This window comes from Nocardia transvalensis, assembly GCF_015477765.1.
In the GTDB taxonomy this organism is placed as follows: Bacteria; Actinomycetota; Actinomycetes; order Mycobacteriales; family Mycobacteriaceae; genus Nocardia; species Nocardia transvalensis_A.
Window position 1 is genome coordinate 93,556 of sequence record NZ_JADLQQ010000016.1, and the last position, 21,079, is coordinate 114,634.

Below are 21,079 nucleotides of genomic sequence, written 5' to 3' on the forward strand. Positions count from 1 at the left end.
GGTTCCGATATCGATCGACCAAGGAGTTGCGTAATGCAAATCGGAATTATCGGGGCGGGCACGATGGCACGGGCACTCGGCACCGGGTGGGCAGCCGCGGGCCACAAAATCCTCATCGGCGCAAGGTCCGTGACGAAGGCAGCCGAACTGGCGGAGGCGATCGGCCGCGGCGCTCGCGGCGGAACCATCGCCGCGGCAGGAGAATTCGGCGATGCCGTGCTACTGGCGGTGCCGGTGCCCGCCCTGGACGAGGTGCTGAGCCAGGCCGGCGCATTGTCCGGCCGCACCGTGATCGACTGCACCAATGCGTTCGAGCCGGACGAGGGCGGCTTCGGCCTATCGGAACCGGCTGTGGCCGAGCGCATTTCATCCACCGTACCCGGCGCCCGGGTGGTGAAGGCGTTCAACGTGTGTGCCGCGGAGGTCTGGGAGTCCGACCAGCGGGTGTTCGAGGGCCGCCGCCTCGTCGTCCCGCTCTGCGGGGACGACCCCGAGGCCGTGGCGCTGGTCGCCGGTCTGGCCGAGGACCTGAAACTGCAGCCCGTCCGCGCCGGTGGGCTGGGGCAGGCTCGCTACCTCGAGGCGACCACCGCCTTCGCGGTCGGACTGTGGTTCGGCGGCGGCGATGCTCGCGCCATGCTGCCGCCCTTGGAATCCGCCTTCGCCGTCCCCGACCAAGCCTGATATCCACAGTCGTCCCCACAGAGAAAGTCCCGGGGCGCACGCCGTTGTGCGCGCCCGGGACGGTCGGGGGCCCGTTACCAGCCCGGGTTGCCGCGGACCGGGATGTTCACGAAGCTCGGGGCATTCGGGTCCAGTTGCAGGTGTTCGGGTTTCAGACCGGTGTCCATCAGCAGGGGCATGATCGGCAGGCCCTTGGGGAAGTTGCTGGCGAAGACGTCGATCCGCAGCCGGTGGCCGGGCTGCAGCACGGCCTCGGTGGCGGGCAGGGCGATATCGAGGGTGGTCGGCTCGCCGGGCACGGTCGGCTGTCGCCGATCCAGCGAGGTGTAGGGGTGCGGATCGGTGTAATCGCCGTTGGCCGACCGGGAGCTGCGCGACTCGTCGATCTCCCGCATGGACGCCAGCAACTGGCCGGACGACACCACCGTCGACTGTCCGTCGGGCGCCACGTCGTTGACGGTGACCGACCAGTACCCGTCGGCGGCATCCTGAACGGTATTGAGCCGCACCGCGATCGGGCCCGAGATCGTCGTCGTCCCCGCGACCGGGGCACTGGTGAAGGTCAGGGCGTTGGTCTCGGCGATCCGCGAATCCTTCGCACACGCATCGATGATCGACAGCGCACCGATCGTGGCCTGTGCGGCATCGTTGGAGCACAGGGTTGTCAGGCCCGGGGATACGGTCAGCCGCGCGGGCGAACCGTCGTTCTCGGCGCTCAGCGAACCGTCGTAGACGCTGTTGGCGGTGCCACTGCGGTTGGCCGACAGATACATCCGCCGGTACGCCGAGGCCTCCTCGGCCGGGGCCGACGGCCCGAAACCGCCCTGGGTGATCCAGCCACCACCCTGCTGGCGCAGCGTCACGGGGCCGTAGGTGTCGATGCCGTTATCGATTCCCTTGAGCCACTTGTCGAACCACGCCCGCTGCAGGACATCCAGCCGCGGCGGCAGGCCCGGCTTGCCGTATTCGTTACCGGAACCGATGTGGTACGTGTTGCCCATCAGCAGCTGCTTCTGGCCCGGCGGCAGCGGAATCTCGTTGTATATCTTGGATTCCGAGTAAGTGAACAGATCGTGCCAGCCGCCGGTGACGAAGGTGGGCACCTGTACCCGGCTCGGGTCACCCAGCCACCCTTGGCGTGTCGAGGAGAAGCTGTTCAGGATGTCGCGCAGCCGCGGATCCATATCCTGGGTGCGCACGCTGGCGTAGGCGTTGAGCAGCACATCCATGTAGGTGAGCGGACTGGCGGCACGGTCGGACAGCCACTTGGTGTCGAACTTGCCGTTGGCGAGCGATTGCAGATCCGGCACCCACTTGGTGGTGTTGATGGCGGTGAGCCACAACGGGATGAAGGTGAATCCGAAACCGCTGCCCGGGTCGAGCACGTCCTGCACCAGATCGCTGCCCGGCACCACGGGGAAGATGGCCTTCAGGGCCGGAGGACGCTTCTCGGCGGTCTGCATCTGGTTGATGGCCGAGTAGGAGATGCCACTCATGCCGACCTTGCCGTCGGACCACGGCTGCCTCGACGCCCAGTCGATCACCTCGACGGAGTCCTGCTGCTCGCGCTGGCGCAACATATCCCATTCACCCTGGGAGAAGCCGGTGCCGCGAGTATCGACGACCACCTGCGTATAGCCGCTCTTGATCAGCTGGCGGTCGACGGCGAAGTTGCGCAGCTCGCCGCCCGCGAACGACTTGGTCAGATCGGTGAGGCCGGACAGCGGAGTACCGCTGAAGTCGATCTGCCGCAACAGATTCAGCACGACATCGGACAGGCCCGGCATCGACATCGCGTGATCGAGGATGTTGGAGACCAGCTTGGTGTAGGGCGTGATGTTGACAATGGCCGGTGTCTGCACGTCGATGGGACGTCCCGCGGCGTCGGCGGGCCGATACACGTTGGCCTTCAACACCGTTCCGTCACTCATCGTGATCGACACATCCCACTGGATGTTGATGTTCGGGTACTGCTGCGGGCCGTCCTCGGCGGCGGTCCAGGCGGCACCGGCCGCCCCGCCGTCCGGGCCGGTCGCCACCGGCGACGCGCTCGCGGTCGTGACACCGAAGAACGGGAGAGTGACGGTGGCGGCGACCGCAACCACTGTGACGCGCAGCGCGTACTTCATCGGACGTGATCCACCTCTCGAATGGTCGAACGTCCGGAAGTGTAGTTACAGCTAACTAAGTTGCAAACCCTCGGTTACACCAACTGCACTCGTTTTCTCTCAGGTTCTCAACGTCTCGGACGAGCCGTTCTGACCTGCCGAGTTACCTACCGGACATGGCGTGGACCACTTCCGACCGGCCGGAACGTGACTGCCGACACGTTTTCGAGCTGACCCGTAGAGGGCCACAGCAATGTGATAGCTACGGTTCCGTAGGAGTGACGCGATTCACGGGACCGCGGGTAACACCGAAAGGGGTTGGTGGCGGCCGGAAGCCGCCACCGTCGCGCCTCAGAACAAGCGGAATCCCGCGCCCACACCACCCTGGCGGTCGATATCGGCCAGCACCGCCGCAATCGTGGTCGCGGCGTCGGGCTGGTGGATCACGTCACCGGCACCCTGGCACGAGGGCAGCGGCACGGTCACGGGGCCGACCTCGAAATCCTTACCCGCCACGATCATTCCGATCAGCCGGTCGCCCATCAGCACCGGCGACCCGGAGTCGCCGTAGTCGGCGCACACATGGCTGGCGAACCACGCCGGATGGGTCTCCCAGACGATGCCGCAGGTGAAGCCGGTGGTGCGGCCGTTCTTACAGACGTTGTCGCCGGTCCTCGGCGCAGTGCCGGTCCCATTGATCACCGATTGGGCCACCTGCCGGGTGGGCACGACCCGAGCCGCATCGAATTCGATGACGGCCCAGTCGAAATCCTCGCTCTTGGCCGCGATGTGGCCGACCACACCGGCCTCGGGATCGTATTCGGCCAGCAGCCGCGCGCCGACCTCACCGCAGTGCCCGGCCGTGAGGCCGACGAGGCGGTCGGTGCGGTCGAAACCGATGGCGGTGAGGGTGCAGTCGGCGGCCGTGTCCGGCTCCGCCATCTGTTCGACGATGATGCCGGAGCCTCCGCCGAGTGTCACCGGCGCTCCGGCCTGGGCCGTTCCGGTGGCGAATGCGGTGCCGGCCACCGCCGCCACCGCCGCGACGGCCCAGGACACGACACGGGCTCGTCCCGCTGCAAACATGGTCATCTCTTTCTGCGCGCCCGGACCCGGTCCGGATATGAGGGGTTCCGTCCACCGTCGGGCAGCAACGAGCTCCCCTAGCGATGGATCGAAATCCCCCCGGGCAGAAAGCATTTCAACTGCAACCGACGCTGAACGGCTGGACACTACCAGGACGGCGCGTCCTTGCCCAGCCCCCTTACGCGACTACGAGGTGAACGATGGCCGGGACTTACTTGCCGCCCTGGCTCGCGACCGCGGCGGCACCGGCGGCGGCGGCTTCGGGGTCCAGGTACTCACCCGGGCCGACCGGGCGCAGGTTCTCGTCCAGTTCGTAACGCAGCGGGATGCCGGTGGGGATATTGAGCCCGGCGATGTCCTCGTCGGAGATGTCCTCCAGGTGCTTGACCAGTGCGCGCAGCGAATTGCCGTGCGCGGCAACCAGCACCGTCTTACCGGCCAGCAGTTCCCGGGAGATGGTCGACTCCCAGTACGGGACCATACGGGCCACGACGTCCTTCAGGCATTCGGTCTGCGGGATGTCGATGCCGGCGTAGCGCGGGTCTCCGGCCTGGCTGTACTCGTTGTCGGCCTCGATCGGCGGCGGCGGGGTGTCGTAGCTGCGACGCCACAGCATGAACTGCTCGTCGCCGTACTTGTCGCGGACCTGCGCCTTGTTCTTGCCCTGCAGAGCGCCGTAGTGGCGCTCGTTGAGACGCCAGTCGCGGACCACGGGGATCCAGTGCCGATCGGCGGCGTCCAGGGCGATATTGGCGGTGCTGATCGCCCGGCGCAGCAGCGAGGTGAACACGATGTCGGGCAGGACGTTGTGCTCGGCCAGCAGCTCGCCCGCACGCTTGCCCTCGGCCATGCCCTTATCGGTGAGGTGCACGTCGACCCAACCGGTGAACAGGTTCAGGGCGTTCCATTCGCTCTCGCCGTGGCGCAGCAACACGAGGGAGTACGTCATGCTGGTCATCCTGCCACGATGGCCTTATCACGGTTCACCGGCCTTGCGGCGCTCGGGGAGGGCCCGGCCCGACAGTGATGTAACACACATCCCTTGCCGGTGAGGTGGTCCGGCGGAGCCGCAGGACGGTCAGTCGTACTCGTCGGCGGTGGCGTGGCCCGCGGCGAGGACGCCCGCGCCGACCAGGGTGGCGCCGTTGGTGATTCGTGATTTCATGACCCGCAGGTCGCGGGTGAAGCCGAGGCGGGCGTGTTTCGCGATCGCTGCGCGCATCGGATTCCACAGGGGCTCACCGGATTCGGCGAAGCCGCCGCCGATCACCACGCGATCGATGTCCAGCAGTGCGGCGGCCGACGAAATCGCTTGGCCCAGCGCGGTTCCGGCCCGTTCCATGGCGGCCAGGGCGATGGCGTCATCGGCGCGTGCGGCCTCGGCCAACTCCACTCCGGTGGCGCCGGTCCACCCCTGCGAGCGCGCCCAGCGAACCGACGACATGCCGCTGGCGACGGCCTCGACGCAGCCCACGCCGCCGCATCCGCACGGCGCATCCCAGCCGGGGACCACGATGTGACCGATGTGCCCGGCATTACCGGTGCGCCCGACCGCGACCCTGCCGTCGGAGATGATCCCGCCGCCGATCCCCGAGGACACCGTCATCGCCATGCCGTTGCGCACCCCGCGCAAATCCCCGATGTGGTGTTCGGCCAAGGCCAGGCAGGCCCCATCGATCGCGAATCGAATCACCGCCGACGGAAACAGCTCCTGCACCGACTCGACGATCGGAAACCCGGACTTCCATTCCGGAATGTTCAACGGCGCCGTGATCCCCGACCGCACATCCACCGGCCCCGCCGACCCGATCCCGATCGCCGTGACCTTGGCCTCCCCCGCCACCTCCACCAGCAGTTCCCGGCACGCCTCCCACACCTTCGCCCCCGGCACCGACACCCGCCGCACATCCCGCACCTGCCGCCCCCCATGCACCACCCCCGCCGCGAACTTGGTCGCCCCGATATCCAGAGCCAACACACTCATCCGCAATCACCTCCTCGTCGTCCCGGCCAAAAGCATGCCGGGACCATGACTCGAGCACCAGCTCAGCACCATGGTGAACCACCAGCCGAAACCATGGGCGAAGTACCGGCCCAGCACCATGGGCGGAATATCAGCAGCCGTATCAGCGAGACCTCCCGCCGAGGACCGACCCGCCATTCCCTCTGCGAACGACCTTCTCATTCCCTGCGTATCGACCTCTCTGCGCGGGCCACTCATTCCCTGCCCAGCGCGGCTCGCTCATTCCCTGCCCAGCGCGGCTCGCTCATTCCCTGCCCAGCGCGGCTCGCTCATTCCCTGCCCAGCGCGGCTCGCTCATTCCCTGCCCAGCGCGACTCGCTCATTCCCTGCCCAGCGCGACTCGCTCATTCCCTGCCCAGCGCGGCTCGCTCATTCCCTGCGCAGCGACGCCCCAGGGCGGCGCTGCGCAGGGTCAGGACTCGTCCACCAGATGTTCGAAGGCGCGGAGGTTTTTGAGGGATTCGCCGCGGGAGACGCGCCACTTCCATTCTCGGCGGATGGATTCGGCGAAGCCGAGTTCGAGGAGGACGTTGAAGTCGGCGTCGACGGCCTCGAGGATTTGGCCGAAGACGCGGTCGAGTTCGTCGGCGGTGACGGCGTGGGTGGCGATGCGGCCGATCAGGTAGATGTCGCCGACCCGGTCGAGGGTGTAGGCGACACCGTAGAGGCGGCGGTTGCGGCGCAGCAGGAACTTGTAGACGCCCTCGAAGTTCTCATCGGGTTTGCGGCAGACGAAGCATTCGAAGCGCACGCCGTGCTGGCCGACGGTGAGCATCACGGTGGTCTTGAGCTTGCGCTCACCGGGCAGGACGGCGATGAAGGTGTCGTCGCCCTCGCGGGTGTACTCGACCTCGCGCTCGCGCAGGGTGTCCTCGATCAGCTGTGCGGTCCGGTGAATCGTGTCGTTCATCGGCGTACCACTCCCATCCGACGCCGCCACAGCGCCCGCGACCTGGCTTGATTGCCCTCTCCGAGCAACGTACCCGCCAGTCGCGACCGCACACCTCGATACCCCGACAGCGCCTCGATATAGCTGTCCAGCAAACCCTCGGCAGTGTGTTCCCAGGAGAAGTTGGCGGCATGGTCGACCGCGGCGGCCCCCATCCGCTCCAAGCGAGCGGGATCGTTCAGCAGCGACCGCAGCGCAGCCGCCCACTGGTCGGTGCGGTGGCCCGGCACGAGCAGGCCCGACACCCCGTCCCGCACCGCGGTACCCAGGCCGCCCACGTGTGCGGCCAGCACGGGGGTGCCGCTGGCCTGGGCCTCGATGGCGACCAGGCCGAAGGACTCGTTGTGGCTGGGGACGGCAACCAGGTCGGCGGCCCGGTACACCTGCACCAACCGCTGCGGCGGCTGCGGCGGCAGGAAGGTCACCCGGTCGGCGATGCCGAGGGACGCGGCCAATTCGATCAGGGCATCGGGACGTTCGAGCCCGGTGCCGGAGGGTCCGCCCACGATCAGCACCCGCAGCGCGCGGCCGGGTTCGGCCTGCAGTACCTGCGCGGCCGCCCGCACCAGGACGTCGGGCGCCTTCAGCGGCTGGATGCGGCCGATGAACGCCACGACCTGCTCGTTCGGCGCGATCCCCAGTTCGGCGCGGGCGACGGTCCGGTCGCCGGGGCTGTAGCGGGCCAGATCGGCACCGGGCAGCACCACATCGATACGGTCCGGTTCGGCGCCGTACAGCTCGACCAGCTGACGCGCCTCCTCGGTGGTGTTGGCGACCAGCCGGTCGGCCTCGGCGATGAGCTGCTTCTCCCCGATCTCGCGGGCCACCGGTTCGGGCACATCGCCCTCGGCCAGATAGGCATTCTTCACCGCGGCCAGCGTGTGCGCGGTGTGCACCTGCGGCACCCGCCAGCGGTCGCGGGCCAGCCAGCCGACCTGACCGGACAGCCAGTAGTGGGAATGGATGAGGTCGTAGTGGCCGGGCAGCTGCCGCGCCTCCTGCCGCAACACCTCGGCTGCGAACGGGCACAGCTGGGTCGGCAGGTCATGCTTGTCGAGCCCTTCGAACGGGCCCGCCACCACATTGCGCACCAGCACACCGGGGGCGGCCTCGACGACAGGCTCGTCATCGGAGGAGGTAGCGCGGGTGAAGATCTCCACCTCGACGCCGCGTCGGGCCAGCTGGATCGCGGTCTGCAGCACGTAGACGTTCATGCCGCCCGCATCTCCGGTGCCCGGTTGCGCCAGGGGTGAGGTGTGCACCGACAACACGGCGATCCGATTCGGCCGTAGGTCCGGGCGTTGACTCACCTCTCCAGTGTGCACGCCCATACGAACCGACCGGTGCGACCTCCACCACCAAGTGACCGCCATCACAATGCCGTTCGAGACCACTCGCAGCGACCGAAGCGTCGACCCACCTACTCGTATCGAGCGCCCGATCCGGCAAATACCAAGCGGCACAATCGCATCGCGAGCCCGGCCATTCGCGACCGGCCGTAACCAGGCTCGTCCCGGTCGAATTCCCCGCACCACCCGCCCGCGAGCACTTTCCCTCATCCCCGAGGAACGGCCTCCCCACCCAGCCGGTTCGACTAGATCCGGCCACATGAACGACACCTCGCCTCCGCACCGGGACTCACCCGAGAAATGCTGCCGCCCAGAAGGATTCACACCGCTTGCCTGTTGTCCCGAGAAGGTTTGCCGAGGCGGCAACTGATTTCGCGAGCACATAGGTAACTCATTGGGCACGCCCGGGAATCAGCCTGAACCCAACGCAGGACCTGTGACCGAACCGAGCGGCACCTACTGGTATTGCCTAAAGGCGCGGGCCTGCGAAGGTGTGCTGGGCGAAGTCGCCGGGGTTGGGGCCCGCCTCGGCCAGGAGGTCGCCTGTTGCCGACCAGATGCCGGAGCGGCCGGAGGTGCGGTCGAAGCCGCCGCCGGTGGGGCCCGCAAAGGCGGCGGTGGCGATCCATACGCCGTGGTCGACGGCGGTCCGGCGGGCGCGTTCGCCGTGCACGGTGGACTCGTGATCGGCGTGGACGACGCCGGCAACGTAACCGTCGATGCCGAGTGCCGCGGTCCTGGCGGCGTGCTCGGGGATGCCGGTGTCGCGACAGACCGCCAGGCCGAGCCGCCAGCCGTCCACCTCGAGGACCGCGGGCTCACCCGCCACGAAACGCTCGGACTCACTGCCGTGCAGATAGACCTTGCCGTAAGCCACCGACGCTCCGGTGCCGTCCACGGCGAGGACACCGATGCGCGGGCCGGGCACCGGGGCCCCGACCAGCGCGAGCGAACCGGTCTGCGCGCACGCCGCCACGATCGGCGCGAGCCGCTCGTCGTCCGGCGTCACCACCTCGGCGTCGAGTTCGTACCCGGTCAGCGACATCTCCGGAAAGACGACCACTCGCGCCCGCGCCGCCCGCACGATCTCCGCATGCGCCGCCGCGTTCCCCACCACGTCGTGCGCCGCACACCGCGGCTGTGCCACCGCGATGCTCAGCTCGCCTCGCACCCGCACCTCCACCAGCTCCAGCTCCGCCCCATCCTGCCAGGCCTGCAAGACGCCCGACCGCGACGGGGCCGCCCTGGATTTCGTTCAGCCCGAAGGCATGCGAGCGCATGCCACCCGCCGCTTCAGCACGAACCGGTAGGCCTAGGCCAGGAGGGATCGCCGCAAACGGCAAGGGCCCGCACGGTTGCCGTCAGAATTCGCGCCTCGACGGTGGTGGCCCGTATTCGCGAGGGGTCAGCCCAGGGAGTCGATGAAGTCGGTGACCTCGGTGACGAAGCGACCGGTGTCCTGGATGAACAGGCCGTGCTGGGCATCGTCCCAGTACGACGTGCGGACGTCGGGGGCGGTGTCGGCGATGTAGCGGCCGTTGCCGATGGGCACCACCGGGTCGTCGGTGCCGTGCAGGACGAACACCGGAATGTCCAGGGCACGAAGGGTTTCGGAGTTGTCGACGGTGCGGTAGAACAGCGCCTTGCGGACGCTCGGCGGGGTGGACAGGCTGCCGCCGAACAGGCGCTGGGCGTCGGGTCCCTTGTCCCGGGCGCCGCCGGTGTTGGCGCTGCCGAAGGCCGAGAAACCGCGCACGGCCTTACCGGCACTCTCCTCGAAGACGTCGGGGATGGCCTGCCGCATCGCGGTCCCCATCTCCGCGCCCGGCACGCCCCGGCCGATACCCGCCTGCGAACCGCAGTAGACGACGCCCGCGACCGCGCCGGTGCCGTAGGCGGTCAGATAGTCGGTGAGCACGATGCCGCCGTACGACCAGCCGAGCAGCACCGCCCCGGACTCGATTCCCTCACCGGCGAGCACCGCCGCGACGTCGGCCGCCCAGTTCTTGGGGTCGTCGTACCCGGTCTCGGGTGCATCGGAATAGCCGTGGCCGCGCAGATCGACCGCGATCACGCGGAACCGCCGGGCCAACTCGTCGGCCGCGGCACCCCAGTTGAGCAGATTGCCCGCCCATCCGTGCAGCAGCACCAGCGGTCGCCCGTCGGCGGGACCGGTCACCCGGTACACGATCGTGGTTCCGTCCGCGCTCACAACATCCCGAATCGCCATGAGGTCAGGCTAGGCCAGGCGTCCCCCTTTAAGCTCGGGCCTATGAGCACTCGCACCGCCGTCGTCACTGGGGCCAGTTCCGGAATTGGGGAGGCCACCGCCCGTGAGCTCGCCAAACAGGGCTACCACGTGTACGTGGGCGCCCGACGGGTGGACCGGCTGACGCGGTTGGCCGAGGAGATCGGCGGGACGGCGCTGCCGCTGGACGTGACCGACGAGGCGTCGGTCCGGGCGTTCACCGAGGCGATCGAGCGGGTCGACGTGCTGGTCAACAATGCCGGTGGCGCAAAGGGTTTGGCGCCGGTGGCCGAGGCCGACCTGGACGACTGGCGCTGGATGTGGGAGACGAACGTGCTCGGCACGCTGCGCGTCACCAAGGCACTGCTACCGAAGCTGATCGCCTCCGGCGACGGGCTGATCGTCACCGTCACCTCGGTCGCGGCCTTCCACGCCTATGACAACGGCGCCGGCTACACCTCCGCCAAGCACGCCCAGGCCGTCCTGCACCGGACGCTGCGCGGCGAACTGCTCGGCAAGCCGGTGCGCCTCACCGAAATCGCCCCCGGCGCTGTCGAAACCGAATTCTCCCTGGTCCGCTTCGACGGCGACGCCGAACGCGCCGCCAAGGTCTACGAGGGCATCGACCCTCTGGTCGCCCAGGACATCGCCGAAATCATCGGCTTCGCCGCCACCCGCCCACCCCACGTCAACCTCGACACCATCATCGTCAACCCCCGAGACCAGGCCAGCCCCAGCCGCTTCGCGCGCAGGGCCTGACCCCGGTCGCTTCGCTCCCGGGGATTCGAAGACGACCTCCGCCCGAGGATTCGACGTGGGCCGCCGCCCGGGGATTCGAAGGGGGCCGCCGCCCGGGGATTCGAAGGGGGCCGCCGCCCGGGGATTCGTAGAGGGCCGCCGCCCGGGGATTGGAAGAGGGCCGCCGCCCGGGGATTGGAAGAAGACCTCCGCCCGGGGATTCGTAGAGGGCCGCCGCCCGGGGATTCGAAGAAGACCTCCGCCCGAGATTCGAAGAGGGCCGCCGCCCGGGGATTCGAAGAAGACCTCTGCCCGAGGATTCGAAGTGGGACTCCGCCCGCGATTGAAGAAGGCCGCCGCCCGGGCGATTGAAGAGGCTCCGCCCGGGACTGGAGATGGCGATTGAAGAGGGCTCCGCCCGAGACCGGAGGCGGGACGCGTCCTGGAGTTGGGAGATGAGGACGCGTTCCCGGGTTGCGGAGACGAGAACGCATCGGGTTGCGGAGACGAGAACGCGTCCCCCGGGGACGTTACGACACGTCCCAGCTCTTCTCATTTCCCCGGGGGGGCGAGCCCTTCTCACATCCCCAGGAGCGAGCCCTTCTCACATCCCCGGAAGCGAACCCTTCTCACATCCCCGGGAGCGAACCCTTCTCATTCCCCGGGAGCGCAGCGACCGGGGTCAGCGGCCGCCCGCGGGCTGGGGCGGGACCGGTGTGGCCGAGACCGCGGAGGCCGGTTCGCCCTGGAGGGCGGACAGGGTCTTCCAGGTTTCCCAGTCGATGGTCCAGTCGTAGAGGTCGCCGTCGGCGGCGGACAGGGCGATCGAGGTGCCGGTGATCTCGACCGGGTCGCCGTACATCGCGGTCGGGAAGTACTTCTGGGCGTCGGAGGTGCTGAGGTTGATGCAGCCGTTGGTGACGTTCGAATTGCCCTGGGCGCCAGACGATTCGGGGTTGGCGTGGATGAATTCGCCGTTGTTGGAGATGCGTACCGCCCAGCGTTCGCGAACGTTGGTGTAGAACGGCGGATTCGACATCATGAAGTCCTCGTACTTCTCGGTCACCACGTGGATGCCCGAGCGCGTCACGTTGCGCGGCTCGTTGCCCTCGCCGTAGCTGCACGGGAAGTCGAAGATCGTTTCCCCCTCCCGGATCACCTGCACCCGATGACTGGGCGCGTACCCCTTCACGATCTGCGCGCGGCCGATCTTGAAGTCGGAGGTGAGATCGGAGTCGCCGTAGGCGCCGTCACCCAGCTCCAGGCCGTACAGCTTCGCCGAGAAGTTCACCGTGGTGCCGGGGGCCCAGTAGTTGCGGGGCCGCCAATGCGCCCGCGAGCCGCCGTTCTCGTCCGGCAGCCAGGCCCATCCACCCTCGGTCTCGGGCGCGGTCGTGACCGTGAAGGCCCGCTCCACCGCGGCCTTGTTCGCGATGTGCCGCTTGAACTGCACGATCAGCGGCGCCGCGATGCCGACCTCCTGACCGTCGCCGATATTGATCGTGGCGGGCACGGTCTGCTTGGGCTGCACGGTGGTGAACTTGCCCTCGATCGGAACCGGTTTGCCGTCGGTGCCGACCGCCGTCCCCGACCAGGTGTAGGTGACGCCGTACCCGAGCGGCTCACTCACCCGGAAGCGCGATTTGTCCGGCGCCAGCTCGCCCTTGACCTGCTTACCGCCCGGATTGCTCAGCGCCACCTGATCGATGCGTCCGTTCGCAACCGAAACCGACACGGGTGCAGTGGGATTGATGTCCGCGCTGCCGCTGCCGGGCTCGAACGTCACCTTGGCGACCGGCCCCTTGTCCTTCGGCGCAGCCTTGTCGCCGCTGCTTCCGTTCGAACATCCCGCCACCAGCGCGGCCGCCGCCAGCTGAGTAAATCCGACCAGCACGGCGCGACGGCTAGTAGTTTCTCGAATGCTCACTTCCTCGAATTTACCGCCAAAAATCACCCGACCGGCCGTCGTGAGCCGTGGTACCCGCCACGCGCTACAGCCGAACCCCTACCGTCACCGGCTCGGGCTCCAGGCGAATCCCGAACCGCTCGGCGACGCCGTCGCGCACCGTCCGCGCCAGCTCGACCAGGTCGGCGGTGGTCGCGGCGCCCCGGTTGGTCAGCGCCAGCGTGTGCTTGGTCGACAGGCGAGCGGGCGCGTCGGGTCCGGGAAATCCCTTGGCGAAGCCGGCCCGCTCGATCAGCCAGCCGGCGGAGAATTTCACCCCGTCGGGGGCGGGATACGTCGGAATTGTGACATCGCCCACATGGGCGGCGATGGCGGCCCGCACCTCGTCCACCCGCGCCTGGGGCACGACCGGATTGGTGAAGAACGACCCCGCACTCCAGGTGTCGTGATCCGCGGCGTCGAGCACCATGCCCTTGCCCGCGCGCAACCGCAGCACCGCCGCCCGCACCTCGGCGGCGGGCCGGGTCTGTCCTTCCTCCGCCTCGAGCACCCGGGCGAGTTCGTGATACCGCAGCGGGGCGCTGGAACCATCGGACCGCAGCGTGAAATCCACCGCCAGCACCACCGCCCGGTCGCTGTGCTTGAGCACCGAGGTCCGATAACCGAAACCCAGTTCGGCGGGCTCGACCCAGCGCACCTCGCCGGTGGCGCGATCCAGCAGCCGCACCCGACGCAGCAGCTGCGCGACCTCCACGCCGTAGGCGCCGACGTTCTGCACCGGCGTCGCCCCGGCCGAACCCGGAATCCCCGACAGGCATTCCAGCCCGCCCAGCCCGGCATCGACCGTCGCCGCCACCACCGCATCCCAGTTGGCGCCCGCCTCGGCGACCACCCGGTCCGCGCCGATCTCGACGCCCTCGGTGGCGATGCGGACCACGACGCCGCCGAACCCGGCGTCGGCGACCAGCAGATTCGACCCGCCCGCCAGCAGCAGCACCGGAACCCCGGCCGCATCGAGCGTGCGCACGGTGGCGATCAGAGCGTCGGTGGTGTCGCAATCGGCGACCGTCGCCGGGCCGCCGACGCGCAGCGTGGTGAGCTCGGCCAACCGCACCGAATTACGCACCCGCGCACCGGTTGCGGCAAGCAGCTCGCTCACTTCGTCGAACGGCACCACCTGAGATGTACGCACAGCCCAAGACGGTAGCGTGTTCCACCATGGCGACACCCCTGGCGTACACCGCTCACTACTCGCATCCGGCCGCTGCCGTGCGTGCGGCGATCGCCGACGAGCAGTACTGGAAGGACCGGATCGCCGAGGTCGGCGGCCCGGGCGCGCGGCTGGAGTCGTTCGAGGCGTCGGGTGATCAGGTGCGGGTGGCGATGGTGCAGTCCATCCCCGCCTCGGAGCTGCCCAGCTCCATCACCTCGGTCCGCCCCGGCGACCTGATCATTCCCCGCACCGAGACCTACACCGGCACCTCGGGCGTTTTCGAGGCCCATGTCGAGGGTGCGCCTGCCCAGGTGCGCGGCACCGTCACCCTGAGCGGCGGCGATGCGGGGTCCACGATCGTGGCCGACGGCTCGGTGGAGGTGAGCATTCCGCTGTTCGGCAAGAAGATCGAGGCCGTGGTCGCGGAGAAGCTCACCGAGCTGCTCGCCTCCGAGGCGGAGTTCACCGACACCTGGATCGCGGGGCGCTGATCCGGGCGCAACCCGCGCCGCGGCGAAGGTCCAGCAACCCGACGCGGTAATCTGAGCGGCCATGGCCCGCCGACTGGACTACTCAGCTCGCTACCCGCTGCACACCACCAAAGAGGTGTATGCGGCGCTGTCCACCCGCGCCTACTGGGACGCGCGGATGGAGGAGATGCGCAAGTACTCCCCGAACGATGTGGTCAGCCTGGACGCCGGTGACGGTGGCATCGAGGTCGTGCTGCAGCACGTGCTACCGCGCGACATGCTGCCCGATATCGCGCAGGCGGTGATGCGCAAGGACATGGTGATCACTCGCAAGGAGACCTACGGGCCGTTCGGTACCGAGGTCAGGGGCGAGTACACCGCTGCCATTCCCGCAGGTCCGGGCAGCTTGGGCGGAACCATGCACCTGTTTCCCACCGAGACCGGCTGCACCCTGCGCACCTCGTCGACGGCGAAGGTGTTCATCCCGCTGCTCGGGCCGAAGCTGGAGCAGCTGATGCTGATCAATCTGGTCGACCTGTTCCGGGCCGAGGCCGAATTCACCACGCAGTGGCTGGAAGAGCAGAACCCGACGGCCGCCTAGGCGCCCGCCTTCCGCACCACCCCGGTCACCGCACACCCCGATGCCCTCACGCCCGAGCACGCCGACTCGCCCGCCCAAACCGGTCGGCGCGATCACCCGCGGCACCACGGGGGTGAACCGGTTACGCCGCAGCGATCGCTGGTTGATGCACGACGATCTCGTCGCCGCTCGACTGCGCGACGCGGCCGACCCGCTCGTGGTCGATCTTGGTTACGGCGCGCGGCCGGTGACGACGCTGGAATTGGCGGCGCGCCTGCGGAGGGTGCGTGCCGACGTGCGGGTGGTCGGGCTGGAGATCGATCCGGACCGGGTGGTGCCCGAACGCGACGGGGTGATGTTCGCTCGCGGCGGTTTCGAATTGGCGGGGCTGCGCCCGGTGCTGGTGCGGGCGTTCAATGTGCTGCGCCAGTATCCGGAAGAGGCGGTGCCCGGGGCGTGGGCGACGGTGCTGGCGGGGCTGGCTCCGGACGGGCTGCTGGTCGACGGCACCTGCGACGAGATGGGCCGCCGCTGCGCCTGGGTGCTGCTGGACCGTTCCGGGCCGCGCTCGCTCACGCTGGCCTGGGACCCGTTCACCGTCGACCGCCCCTCCGACATCGCCGAGCGCCTCCCGAAGATCCTGATCCACCGCAACACCCCCGGCGAACGCATCCACACCCTGCTCACCGCCGCCGACCGCGCCTGGGCCCGCGCCGCCCCCCTGGCCCCCTACGGTCCACGCCTCCGCTGGCGCGAGGCCGCAAACCTCTTACGCGAGGACGGTTTCCCCGTCCGCCACTACCGCCGCCGCATGCGCGACTGCGTCCTGTCGATCCCCTGGCCCACCGTCGCCCCCAACGGCTGGTGACCCCCTCCCCCCTTCGCACACTTCCACGGCCGCCGGTGCGAAGCACCACAACTGGTACAGCTGGCGAACAGGCCCTGGGCAGAACAACCTTCCCGCACCCCTTGTTCACAAACGCACCCCGTCCAGAGCGATGCAAGGCGTGCGTTTACCAACAAAGGGTGCGGCACCACCAGCGCCCTTCAGGTAAGGCATCAGCCCAGCCGCACCCCTTATTGACAGGCGCACCCCTTCCAGGGCCTGGACGGGGTGCGTTTACCAACACGGGGTGCGGCAGCACCAGCGCCCTTCGGGTAAGGCATCAGCCCAGCCGCACACCTTATTGACAGGCGCACCCCTTCTAGGGCCTGGACGGGGTGCGTTTGGCGAGATGGGGTGCGGCTGGCTGGGAGCGCGCCGGAATCGGGAGGGGTGGGTCGGGTTAGTTCAGAGGTGGAGTGTTTGTTGTAGGCGGCCGGTCAAGGCGGCGACCGGGAAGAGGGAGCGGGGTTCGTAAGGCTGGCGCCATAGGCCGCCGTGGAGGGCGCCGGAGGTGAAGAGGGACTCCGGGTTCGGGTGGGGGGGTGGGTGGGGTGACGAGGTCCGCGACGAGTTTGGCGGCGAGGAGGGTGCGGGCGGTGTCCGGGTCGAAGATTTCGATGCCGCGGCGGGTCAAGCCCTGGTAGGACGCGGCGAGCCAGGTGGTTCGGGTGGTTGCCCGGGTCCACGCCAGGGGTGGGACCGTGTAGGAGACGGTGGTGCCGGTGGCGTGGGCCGAAAGTGCGCGCCAGCGCGGTAATCGGTGGGTCAGGGCGTGGTGGGGGCCCAGCGACGACAGCAGGAGATCGACGATGCCCCACGGTGCGCCCTCGGCGTCGGGGATCTCGCGGCGGTAGCCGGGGCGCCAGAGAGCAGAGCGTGTCAGTAGGCGGGTTGCTTTGCGGGTGAGACCGCCGAATCCGCTCTCGTCCACACGTTCCCGTGCCGCCGTCACCACCTCGTGCGGAACCGCATAGCAGTCGAATGGAGAACCCAGATAGGCCAGCGCCGTATCCGGCCGGTGGCGTAACACGATGTCGGTCAGCAGATCCGAGGCGGCGGCCAGCCGCACCCCTGCGGGTCCGGGTGTCGACGCGTGGAGGCCGAGCACCGGACGGGCCTCGGATCCGGTATGCGCCGCGAGCCAGTTGGCAAGTCCGGGAAGACGTCCGGCGACATCGGCACCGGGCCGATCCGCCGTGCGCGGAAACCACAGCACACCCGCACCCGCACGGGCCTGCTCCCGCAGCGACTGCCAGCGCAGCCGTCCCGGCAGATCGACCGCGAGCACCTCGGCGCCCCACCGCAGCAGCGGCTGCAGCGGACCGAGTTCCGCCGCGGCACCGACCAGCGCCACCCGGAAGCCGGGCAGCGACAACCACTCCGGATGATCGATCACGCGCTCGACGGCGGCGGCGAAGCCGGGCTCGACCACACCGCGATGCTGCCAGTCCCGCAACTGCCGACGCAGCGGCTCGCCGGCCAGCACCCCGCCCCGCCACGGAACCTCCAGCCGGGCGACCGGTTTCGCCTCCCCCGCGACGCGCTCGGTGTCGAATTCGACCGCACCGGCACCGATCGCGGACAGATCCACCGCCTCCAGCGGCGCCACGGTACGCCCCGCCGTGAACCGCAGCACGGCCCGCACCGCGCGCAGTCCGTCGTCGGCCATCCCGCGCGAGGCGGCCGGTGAGCTGACCGCCAGCGCGGTCATGGCACGGAACACCTCGCGATAGCCGCGCCGCCAATCCCGGCAGGTCTCCACCCACTGCGCCAGATCCGCATCATGGCGGCGCACCGCATCGGAGACCACCGCGGTCGCGAACATGTCCGCGATCCGGTCGGGCGGCCCGGGCGGAAAGACCAGATCCCACATGACACGACCGACCGTCCCCATACCCGGTCACGATGCCATGAACGGCGGTCGCGCAAAACTCGAACCGAACACCTCTCATAGCCGCCGAGCATCACAGGTCTACGGCGACAACGACTTTCACGCCCGAGCCAGCGCCTGCCGCACCCGTGCCGCGGTCCGCGGCGGCAATCCGGCGGCGGCGGAACGGATTTCGGCGCTCGCGCAGCGGTGGATGGCGACCGCATCGGCCACCACCTCGTCCAGCGCGGCCTGCCCGATCCCGGTCTCGGCCAGGTCCAGGACCGTCCGCACCGGGGTCGTCACCAGGAACGCGCCCGCCGATTCCACATCGCCGCGGCGCAGCACCCGCCGCAGCACCACCAACCGAGGCGCGCTGGGCACCCGCCCCGCACCGGCCGACATATGCACGAACCGCGGCCGCAACCGTCCCATCCCGTGCAGTTCCGCCGCGCTGTGATGCGAGACCGCGGCCTCCCCCTCGAACCAGGCCGACCACATCGCATATTCGTCCAGCGGACCCTCCGGCCAATCGGCCATGCGCAGCAGCCCCACCCCGACCCTGGCCACCAGCCCTTCCTCGAGCGCCGAGCGGATCCGCTCCTCGCATCCGACCCGCAGGACCAACCGAGTGGTGAAGTATCCGGCGTGCCGTCCGGCCAGCCGTCGCAGGATCGTCCAGCCCTGTTCCGGGTCACGAATACGACTGGCGGCCACGTCGCTGGACATGTGATCCAGGCTACGCCGGGCGCCTGTGCCATATGTCACAATCGCCCCCGGCGTTCGTCGAAACCCTTCACACGCTCCACAGAGCCGGCTCAGAAAGCTCGGGAAGAATCGCTGCCATGAGTTCGAATCCTCCAGACACCGCGGCCGGCCCCGCCCCCGGGGCACCGGCCGGTGAACCGCGCCCCCGGAACGTGCGGCGGATCGTGCTGATCCTCGGACTCGTTCTCGTGCTGGCCGTGGTCGGCACCGCCGCGGCCGCCGAAACCTATTACCGCAGGCAGAATGCGCGCTGCATCGCCACCCAGGTGGAGAAGGACCTGGGATCGAAGGTCTCGGTGCACTTCGGCCCGAAACCGCTGCTGCTCACCGCGATCGACCACAAGGTCCAATACGTCACCCTGGACAGCGACGACGCAAAGTTCGGCCCCGCGGTCGGCATGAAGGTGCATGTCCGGCTCAACGACATCACGCTCGTCGACGGCGGCCGCGGCGGCGCCGACGTCGACAACTCCAACGCCTACGCCACCTGGAGCAACGACGGCATCGAGCAGACGCTGAGCGGCCTCGTCTCGGGTGTGCAATCGGACCCGAGCAGCGACACCCTCGACGTGAAGGTGCTCGGCGGCCTGGCCGACCTGCGGCTGAAGCCGCAGATCGTGGGCGACCAGATCCAGGTCTCCACCCAGTCCGCGCAGCTGCTCGGGCTCGGCCTGCCGACCGATCTGGTGGACGGGATCGTGAACCTGATGACCCAGAGCCTGCAGGGCTATCCGCTGGATCTGAAGCCGACCGCCATCAAGGTCACCGACAACGGCATCCGGGTCGATCTGACCGGCGGCGCCACCAAACTGCAGGGCGGCAACGGTCACTGCTGATCAGCGGGTCACTCCGGGAATCCGGCCAGCACCTCGCGCGAGCGGGACAGGCCCAGCCGGGTGGCCCCGGCGGCGACGAGTTCGGCCGCGGCCTGCGCGGTCCGGATGCCGCCGCTGGCCTTGATGCCCAGGCGGCCGCCCACGGTCTCGGCCATCAGCCGCACCGCGTGCACGCTGGCGCCGCCCGCGGGATGGAATCCGGTGGAGGTCTTCACGAAGTCGGCGCCCGCACGTTCGGCGGCCCGGCACACCTCGACGATCGCCGCGTCGGGCAGCGCCGCCGCCTCGATGATCACCTTCAGCACCGCCCGACCGCCGATGGCCTCGCGGACGGTGAGGATGTCGGAGAGCACCGCGTTGTAATCACCGGCGAGGGCGGCCCCGATATCGATCACCATGTCGACCTCGGCCGCGCCCTGGTCCACGGCCAGCCGCGCCTCGGTGCCCTTCACGAGCGAGTGGTGTTTTCCCGAGGGGAATCCGGCGACCGTGGCGAGCACCAGACCGGGCGCGCGCACCGGCAGCACCGAGGGCGACAGGCACACGGCGTACACCCCCAGCTGCCGCGCTTCGTCGATCGTCGCGGTCACTTCGGCCGTCGTGGCCTCGGGAGCGAGCAGGGTGTGGTCGATCATCGCCGCCACCTCCCCACGGGTGAGGGCACGGTTTTCGGGTTCGCGGGCGGTATCGGACATGAGGACAGAGTTTGGCACATATCCGTTGCGGGCGGCTGCGGCCTTCCCGCACACTCGTAATGGACGGCCTGGTTGGGCCACTCGTCGGGGAGGAGATGTCACCGTGCTGATCCGTCGTGAACGGCCCGGCGACATTCCCGCGATCGATACGATCCACCGCGCCGCGTTCGCCCGCGAATATCCCGACGGCACGCCCGAGGACGTGCCCCGCGCGGCCGCCGATCCCGCGGAGGTCGACCTCGTTCATCGCCTGCGCAGCGATTCCGGCTGGATTCCGACGCTGTCGATGGTGGCCCAGGTCCACGATCGGGTGGTCGGGCACGTCTGCCTGACCCGCGCGAGTGTGGGGCCGTTTCCGGTGCTGGCGCTCGGCCCGATCGGCGTGCTGCCCGACCATCAGGGCGGAGGTGTCGGCTCGGCGCTCATGCATGCCGCGCTCGGTGCCGCCGATGCCCTGGACGAACCGCTCGTGGGGTTGCTCGGCCATCTCGACTACTACCCGCGTTTCGGTTTCGTCCCGGGCACCCGGCTTGGCATCGTGCCCGACGAGCCGGCCTGGGCCTCCCACTTCCAGGTGCGGCGACTGACCACCTACGAATCCGGAATCGTCGGCGAATTCCACTACGCCGAGCCGTTCTACGACCTCTGAGCGGCCGCGCCATCCCCACCT

General features: G+C 69.1%; 20 protein-coding genes. 7 read left to right on the top strand and 13 right to left on the bottom strand.

Annotation, left to right across the window (positions count from 1 at the left end; genetic code table 11):
- The first annotated feature begins 33 nt into the window (after positions 1-33).
- Positions 34-684 carry an NADPH-dependent F420 reductase gene (locus IU452_RS35345; protein ID WP_195113598.1) on the top strand — a complete coding sequence of 217 codons (651 nt, stop codon included), beginning with the start codon at positions 34-36 and terminating at the stop codon, positions 682-684.
- Between the two features lie 74 nt (positions 685-758).
- On the opposite strand, the gene IU452_RS35350 is transcribed toward IU452_RS35345, so the two are convergent.
- The 8 genes from IU452_RS35350 to IU452_RS35385 form a co-directional block, all read right to left on the bottom strand.
- Complete coding sequence (locus IU452_RS35350; RefSeq protein WP_195113599.1) at positions 759-2,813, bottom strand: CocE/NonD family hydrolase; 2,055 nt, start codon at positions 2,811-2,813, stop codon at positions 759-761.
- A gap of 330 nt (positions 2,814-3,143) precedes the next feature.
- The gene (locus tag IU452_RS35355) at positions 3,144-3,884 is read right to left on the bottom strand and encodes a S1 family peptidase (RefSeq protein WP_228819278.1); all 741 of its coding nucleotides are present in this window, start codon (positions 3,882-3,884) and stop codon (positions 3,144-3,146) included.
- Positions 3,885-4,089: 205 nt separating this feature from the next.
- Complete coding sequence (locus IU452_RS35360; RefSeq protein ID WP_195113693.1) at positions 4,090-4,827, bottom strand: phosphoglyceromutase; 738 nt, start codon at positions 4,825-4,827, stop codon at positions 4,090-4,092.
- 129 nt (positions 4,828-4,956) lie between these two features.
- Positions 4,957-5,862 (bottom strand): ROK family protein, encoded by a 906-nt coding sequence (locus IU452_RS35365; protein ID WP_195113600.1) that lies wholly within the window; start codon positions 5,860-5,862, stop codon positions 4,957-4,959.
- A gap of 451 nt (positions 5,863-6,313) precedes the next feature.
- Entirely contained in the window at positions 6,314-6,811 is a 498-nt protein-coding gene (locus IU452_RS35370; RefSeq protein ID WP_195113601.1) for a YbjN domain-containing protein, read from the bottom strand.
- Positions 6,808-8,181, bottom strand: coding sequence for a D-inositol-3-phosphate glycosyltransferase (mshA, locus tag IU452_RS35375; protein ID WP_195113602.1), 1,374 nt, complete (start codon positions 8,179-8,181; stop codon positions 6,808-6,810). The genes IU452_RS35370 and mshA overlap by 4 nt, the downstream gene beginning before the upstream one ends.
- 487 nt (positions 8,182-8,668) lie before the next feature.
- On the bottom strand, positions 8,669-9,418 hold the full coding sequence (locus IU452_RS35380) for a carbon-nitrogen hydrolase family protein (protein WP_228819280.1): 750 nt from the start codon (positions 9,416-9,418) through the stop codon (positions 8,669-8,671).
- Between the two features lie 186 nt (positions 9,419-9,604).
- Positions 9,605-10,429, bottom strand: coding sequence for an alpha/beta fold hydrolase (locus IU452_RS35385; RefSeq protein WP_195113603.1), 825 nt, complete (start codon positions 10,427-10,429; stop codon positions 9,605-9,607).
- Between the two features lie 42 nt (positions 10,430-10,471).
- Here IU452_RS35385 and IU452_RS35390 point away from each other — a divergent pair, with 42 nt between their 5' ends.
- Complete coding sequence (locus IU452_RS35390) at positions 10,472-11,206, top strand: SDR family NAD(P)-dependent oxidoreductase (protein ID WP_195113604.1); 735 nt, start codon at positions 10,472-10,474, stop codon at positions 11,204-11,206.
- A 661-nt stretch (positions 11,207-11,867) separates the two neighbouring features.
- Here the strand turns inward: IU452_RS35390 and IU452_RS35395 are convergent.
- The gene (locus IU452_RS35395; protein ID WP_195113605.1) at positions 11,868-13,112 is read right to left on the bottom strand and encodes a L,D-transpeptidase family protein; all 1,245 of its coding nucleotides are present in this window, start codon (positions 13,110-13,112) and stop codon (positions 11,868-11,870) included.
- A gap of 64 nt (positions 13,113-13,176) precedes the next feature.
- Entirely contained in the window at positions 13,177-14,265 is a 1,089-nt protein-coding gene (locus IU452_RS35400) for a UDP-N-acetylmuramate dehydrogenase (RefSeq protein WP_416382400.1), read from the bottom strand.
- Between the two features lie 44 nt (positions 14,266-14,309).
- Between IU452_RS35400 and IU452_RS35405 the strand changes: the two genes are divergently transcribed.
- The 3 genes from IU452_RS35405 to IU452_RS35415 all read left to right on the top strand — a co-directional run bounded on the left by IU452_RS35405 (position 14,310) and on the right by IU452_RS35415 (position 16,222).
- Positions 14,310-14,795 carry a DUF2505 domain-containing protein gene (locus IU452_RS35405; RefSeq protein ID WP_195113606.1) on the top strand — a complete coding sequence of 162 codons (486 nt, stop codon included), beginning with the start codon at positions 14,310-14,312 and terminating at the stop codon, positions 14,793-14,795.
- 61 nt (positions 14,796-14,856) lie between these two features.
- Positions 14,857-15,375 (top strand): DUF2505 domain-containing protein, encoded by a 519-nt coding sequence (locus IU452_RS35410; RefSeq protein ID WP_195113607.1) that lies wholly within the window; start codon positions 14,857-14,859, stop codon positions 15,373-15,375.
- Positions 15,376-15,415: 40 nt separating this feature from the next.
- The gene (locus IU452_RS35415) at positions 15,416-16,222 is read left to right on the top strand and encodes a class I SAM-dependent methyltransferase (protein WP_195113608.1); all 807 of its coding nucleotides are present in this window, start codon (positions 15,416-15,418) and stop codon (positions 16,220-16,222) included.
- A gap of 418 nt (positions 16,223-16,640) precedes the next feature.
- On the opposite strand, the gene IU452_RS35420 is transcribed toward IU452_RS35415, so the two are convergent.
- Both IU452_RS35420 and IU452_RS35425 read right to left on the bottom strand, forming a co-directional pair.
- Positions 16,641-18,134, bottom strand: coding sequence for a hypothetical protein (locus IU452_RS35420; RefSeq protein WP_195113609.1), 1,494 nt, complete (start codon positions 18,132-18,134; stop codon positions 16,641-16,643).
- Between the two features lie 96 nt (positions 18,135-18,230).
- Entirely contained in the window at positions 18,231-18,839 is a 609-nt protein-coding gene (locus IU452_RS35425; RefSeq protein WP_195113610.1) for a hypothetical protein, read from the bottom strand.
- A 116-nt stretch (positions 18,840-18,955) separates the two neighbouring features.
- Between IU452_RS35425 and IU452_RS35430 the strand changes: the two genes are divergently transcribed.
- Entirely contained in the window at positions 18,956-19,714 is a 759-nt protein-coding gene (locus IU452_RS35430; RefSeq protein WP_195113611.1) for a DUF2993 domain-containing protein, read from the top strand.
- 8 nt (positions 19,715-19,722) lie between these two features.
- On the opposite strand, the gene deoC is transcribed toward IU452_RS35430, so the two are convergent.
- Positions 19,723-20,409, bottom strand: coding sequence for a deoxyribose-phosphate aldolase (gene deoC / locus IU452_RS35435; RefSeq protein WP_195113612.1), 687 nt, complete (start codon positions 20,407-20,409; stop codon positions 19,723-19,725).
- Positions 20,410-20,512: 103 nt separating this feature from the next.
- Here deoC and IU452_RS35440 point away from each other — a divergent pair, with 103 nt between their 5' ends.
- Complete coding sequence (locus IU452_RS35440; RefSeq protein ID WP_195113613.1) at positions 20,513-21,058, top strand: GNAT family N-acetyltransferase; 546 nt, start codon at positions 20,513-20,515, stop codon at positions 21,056-21,058.
- The last annotated feature ends 21 nt before the right edge of the window (positions 21,059-21,079 follow it).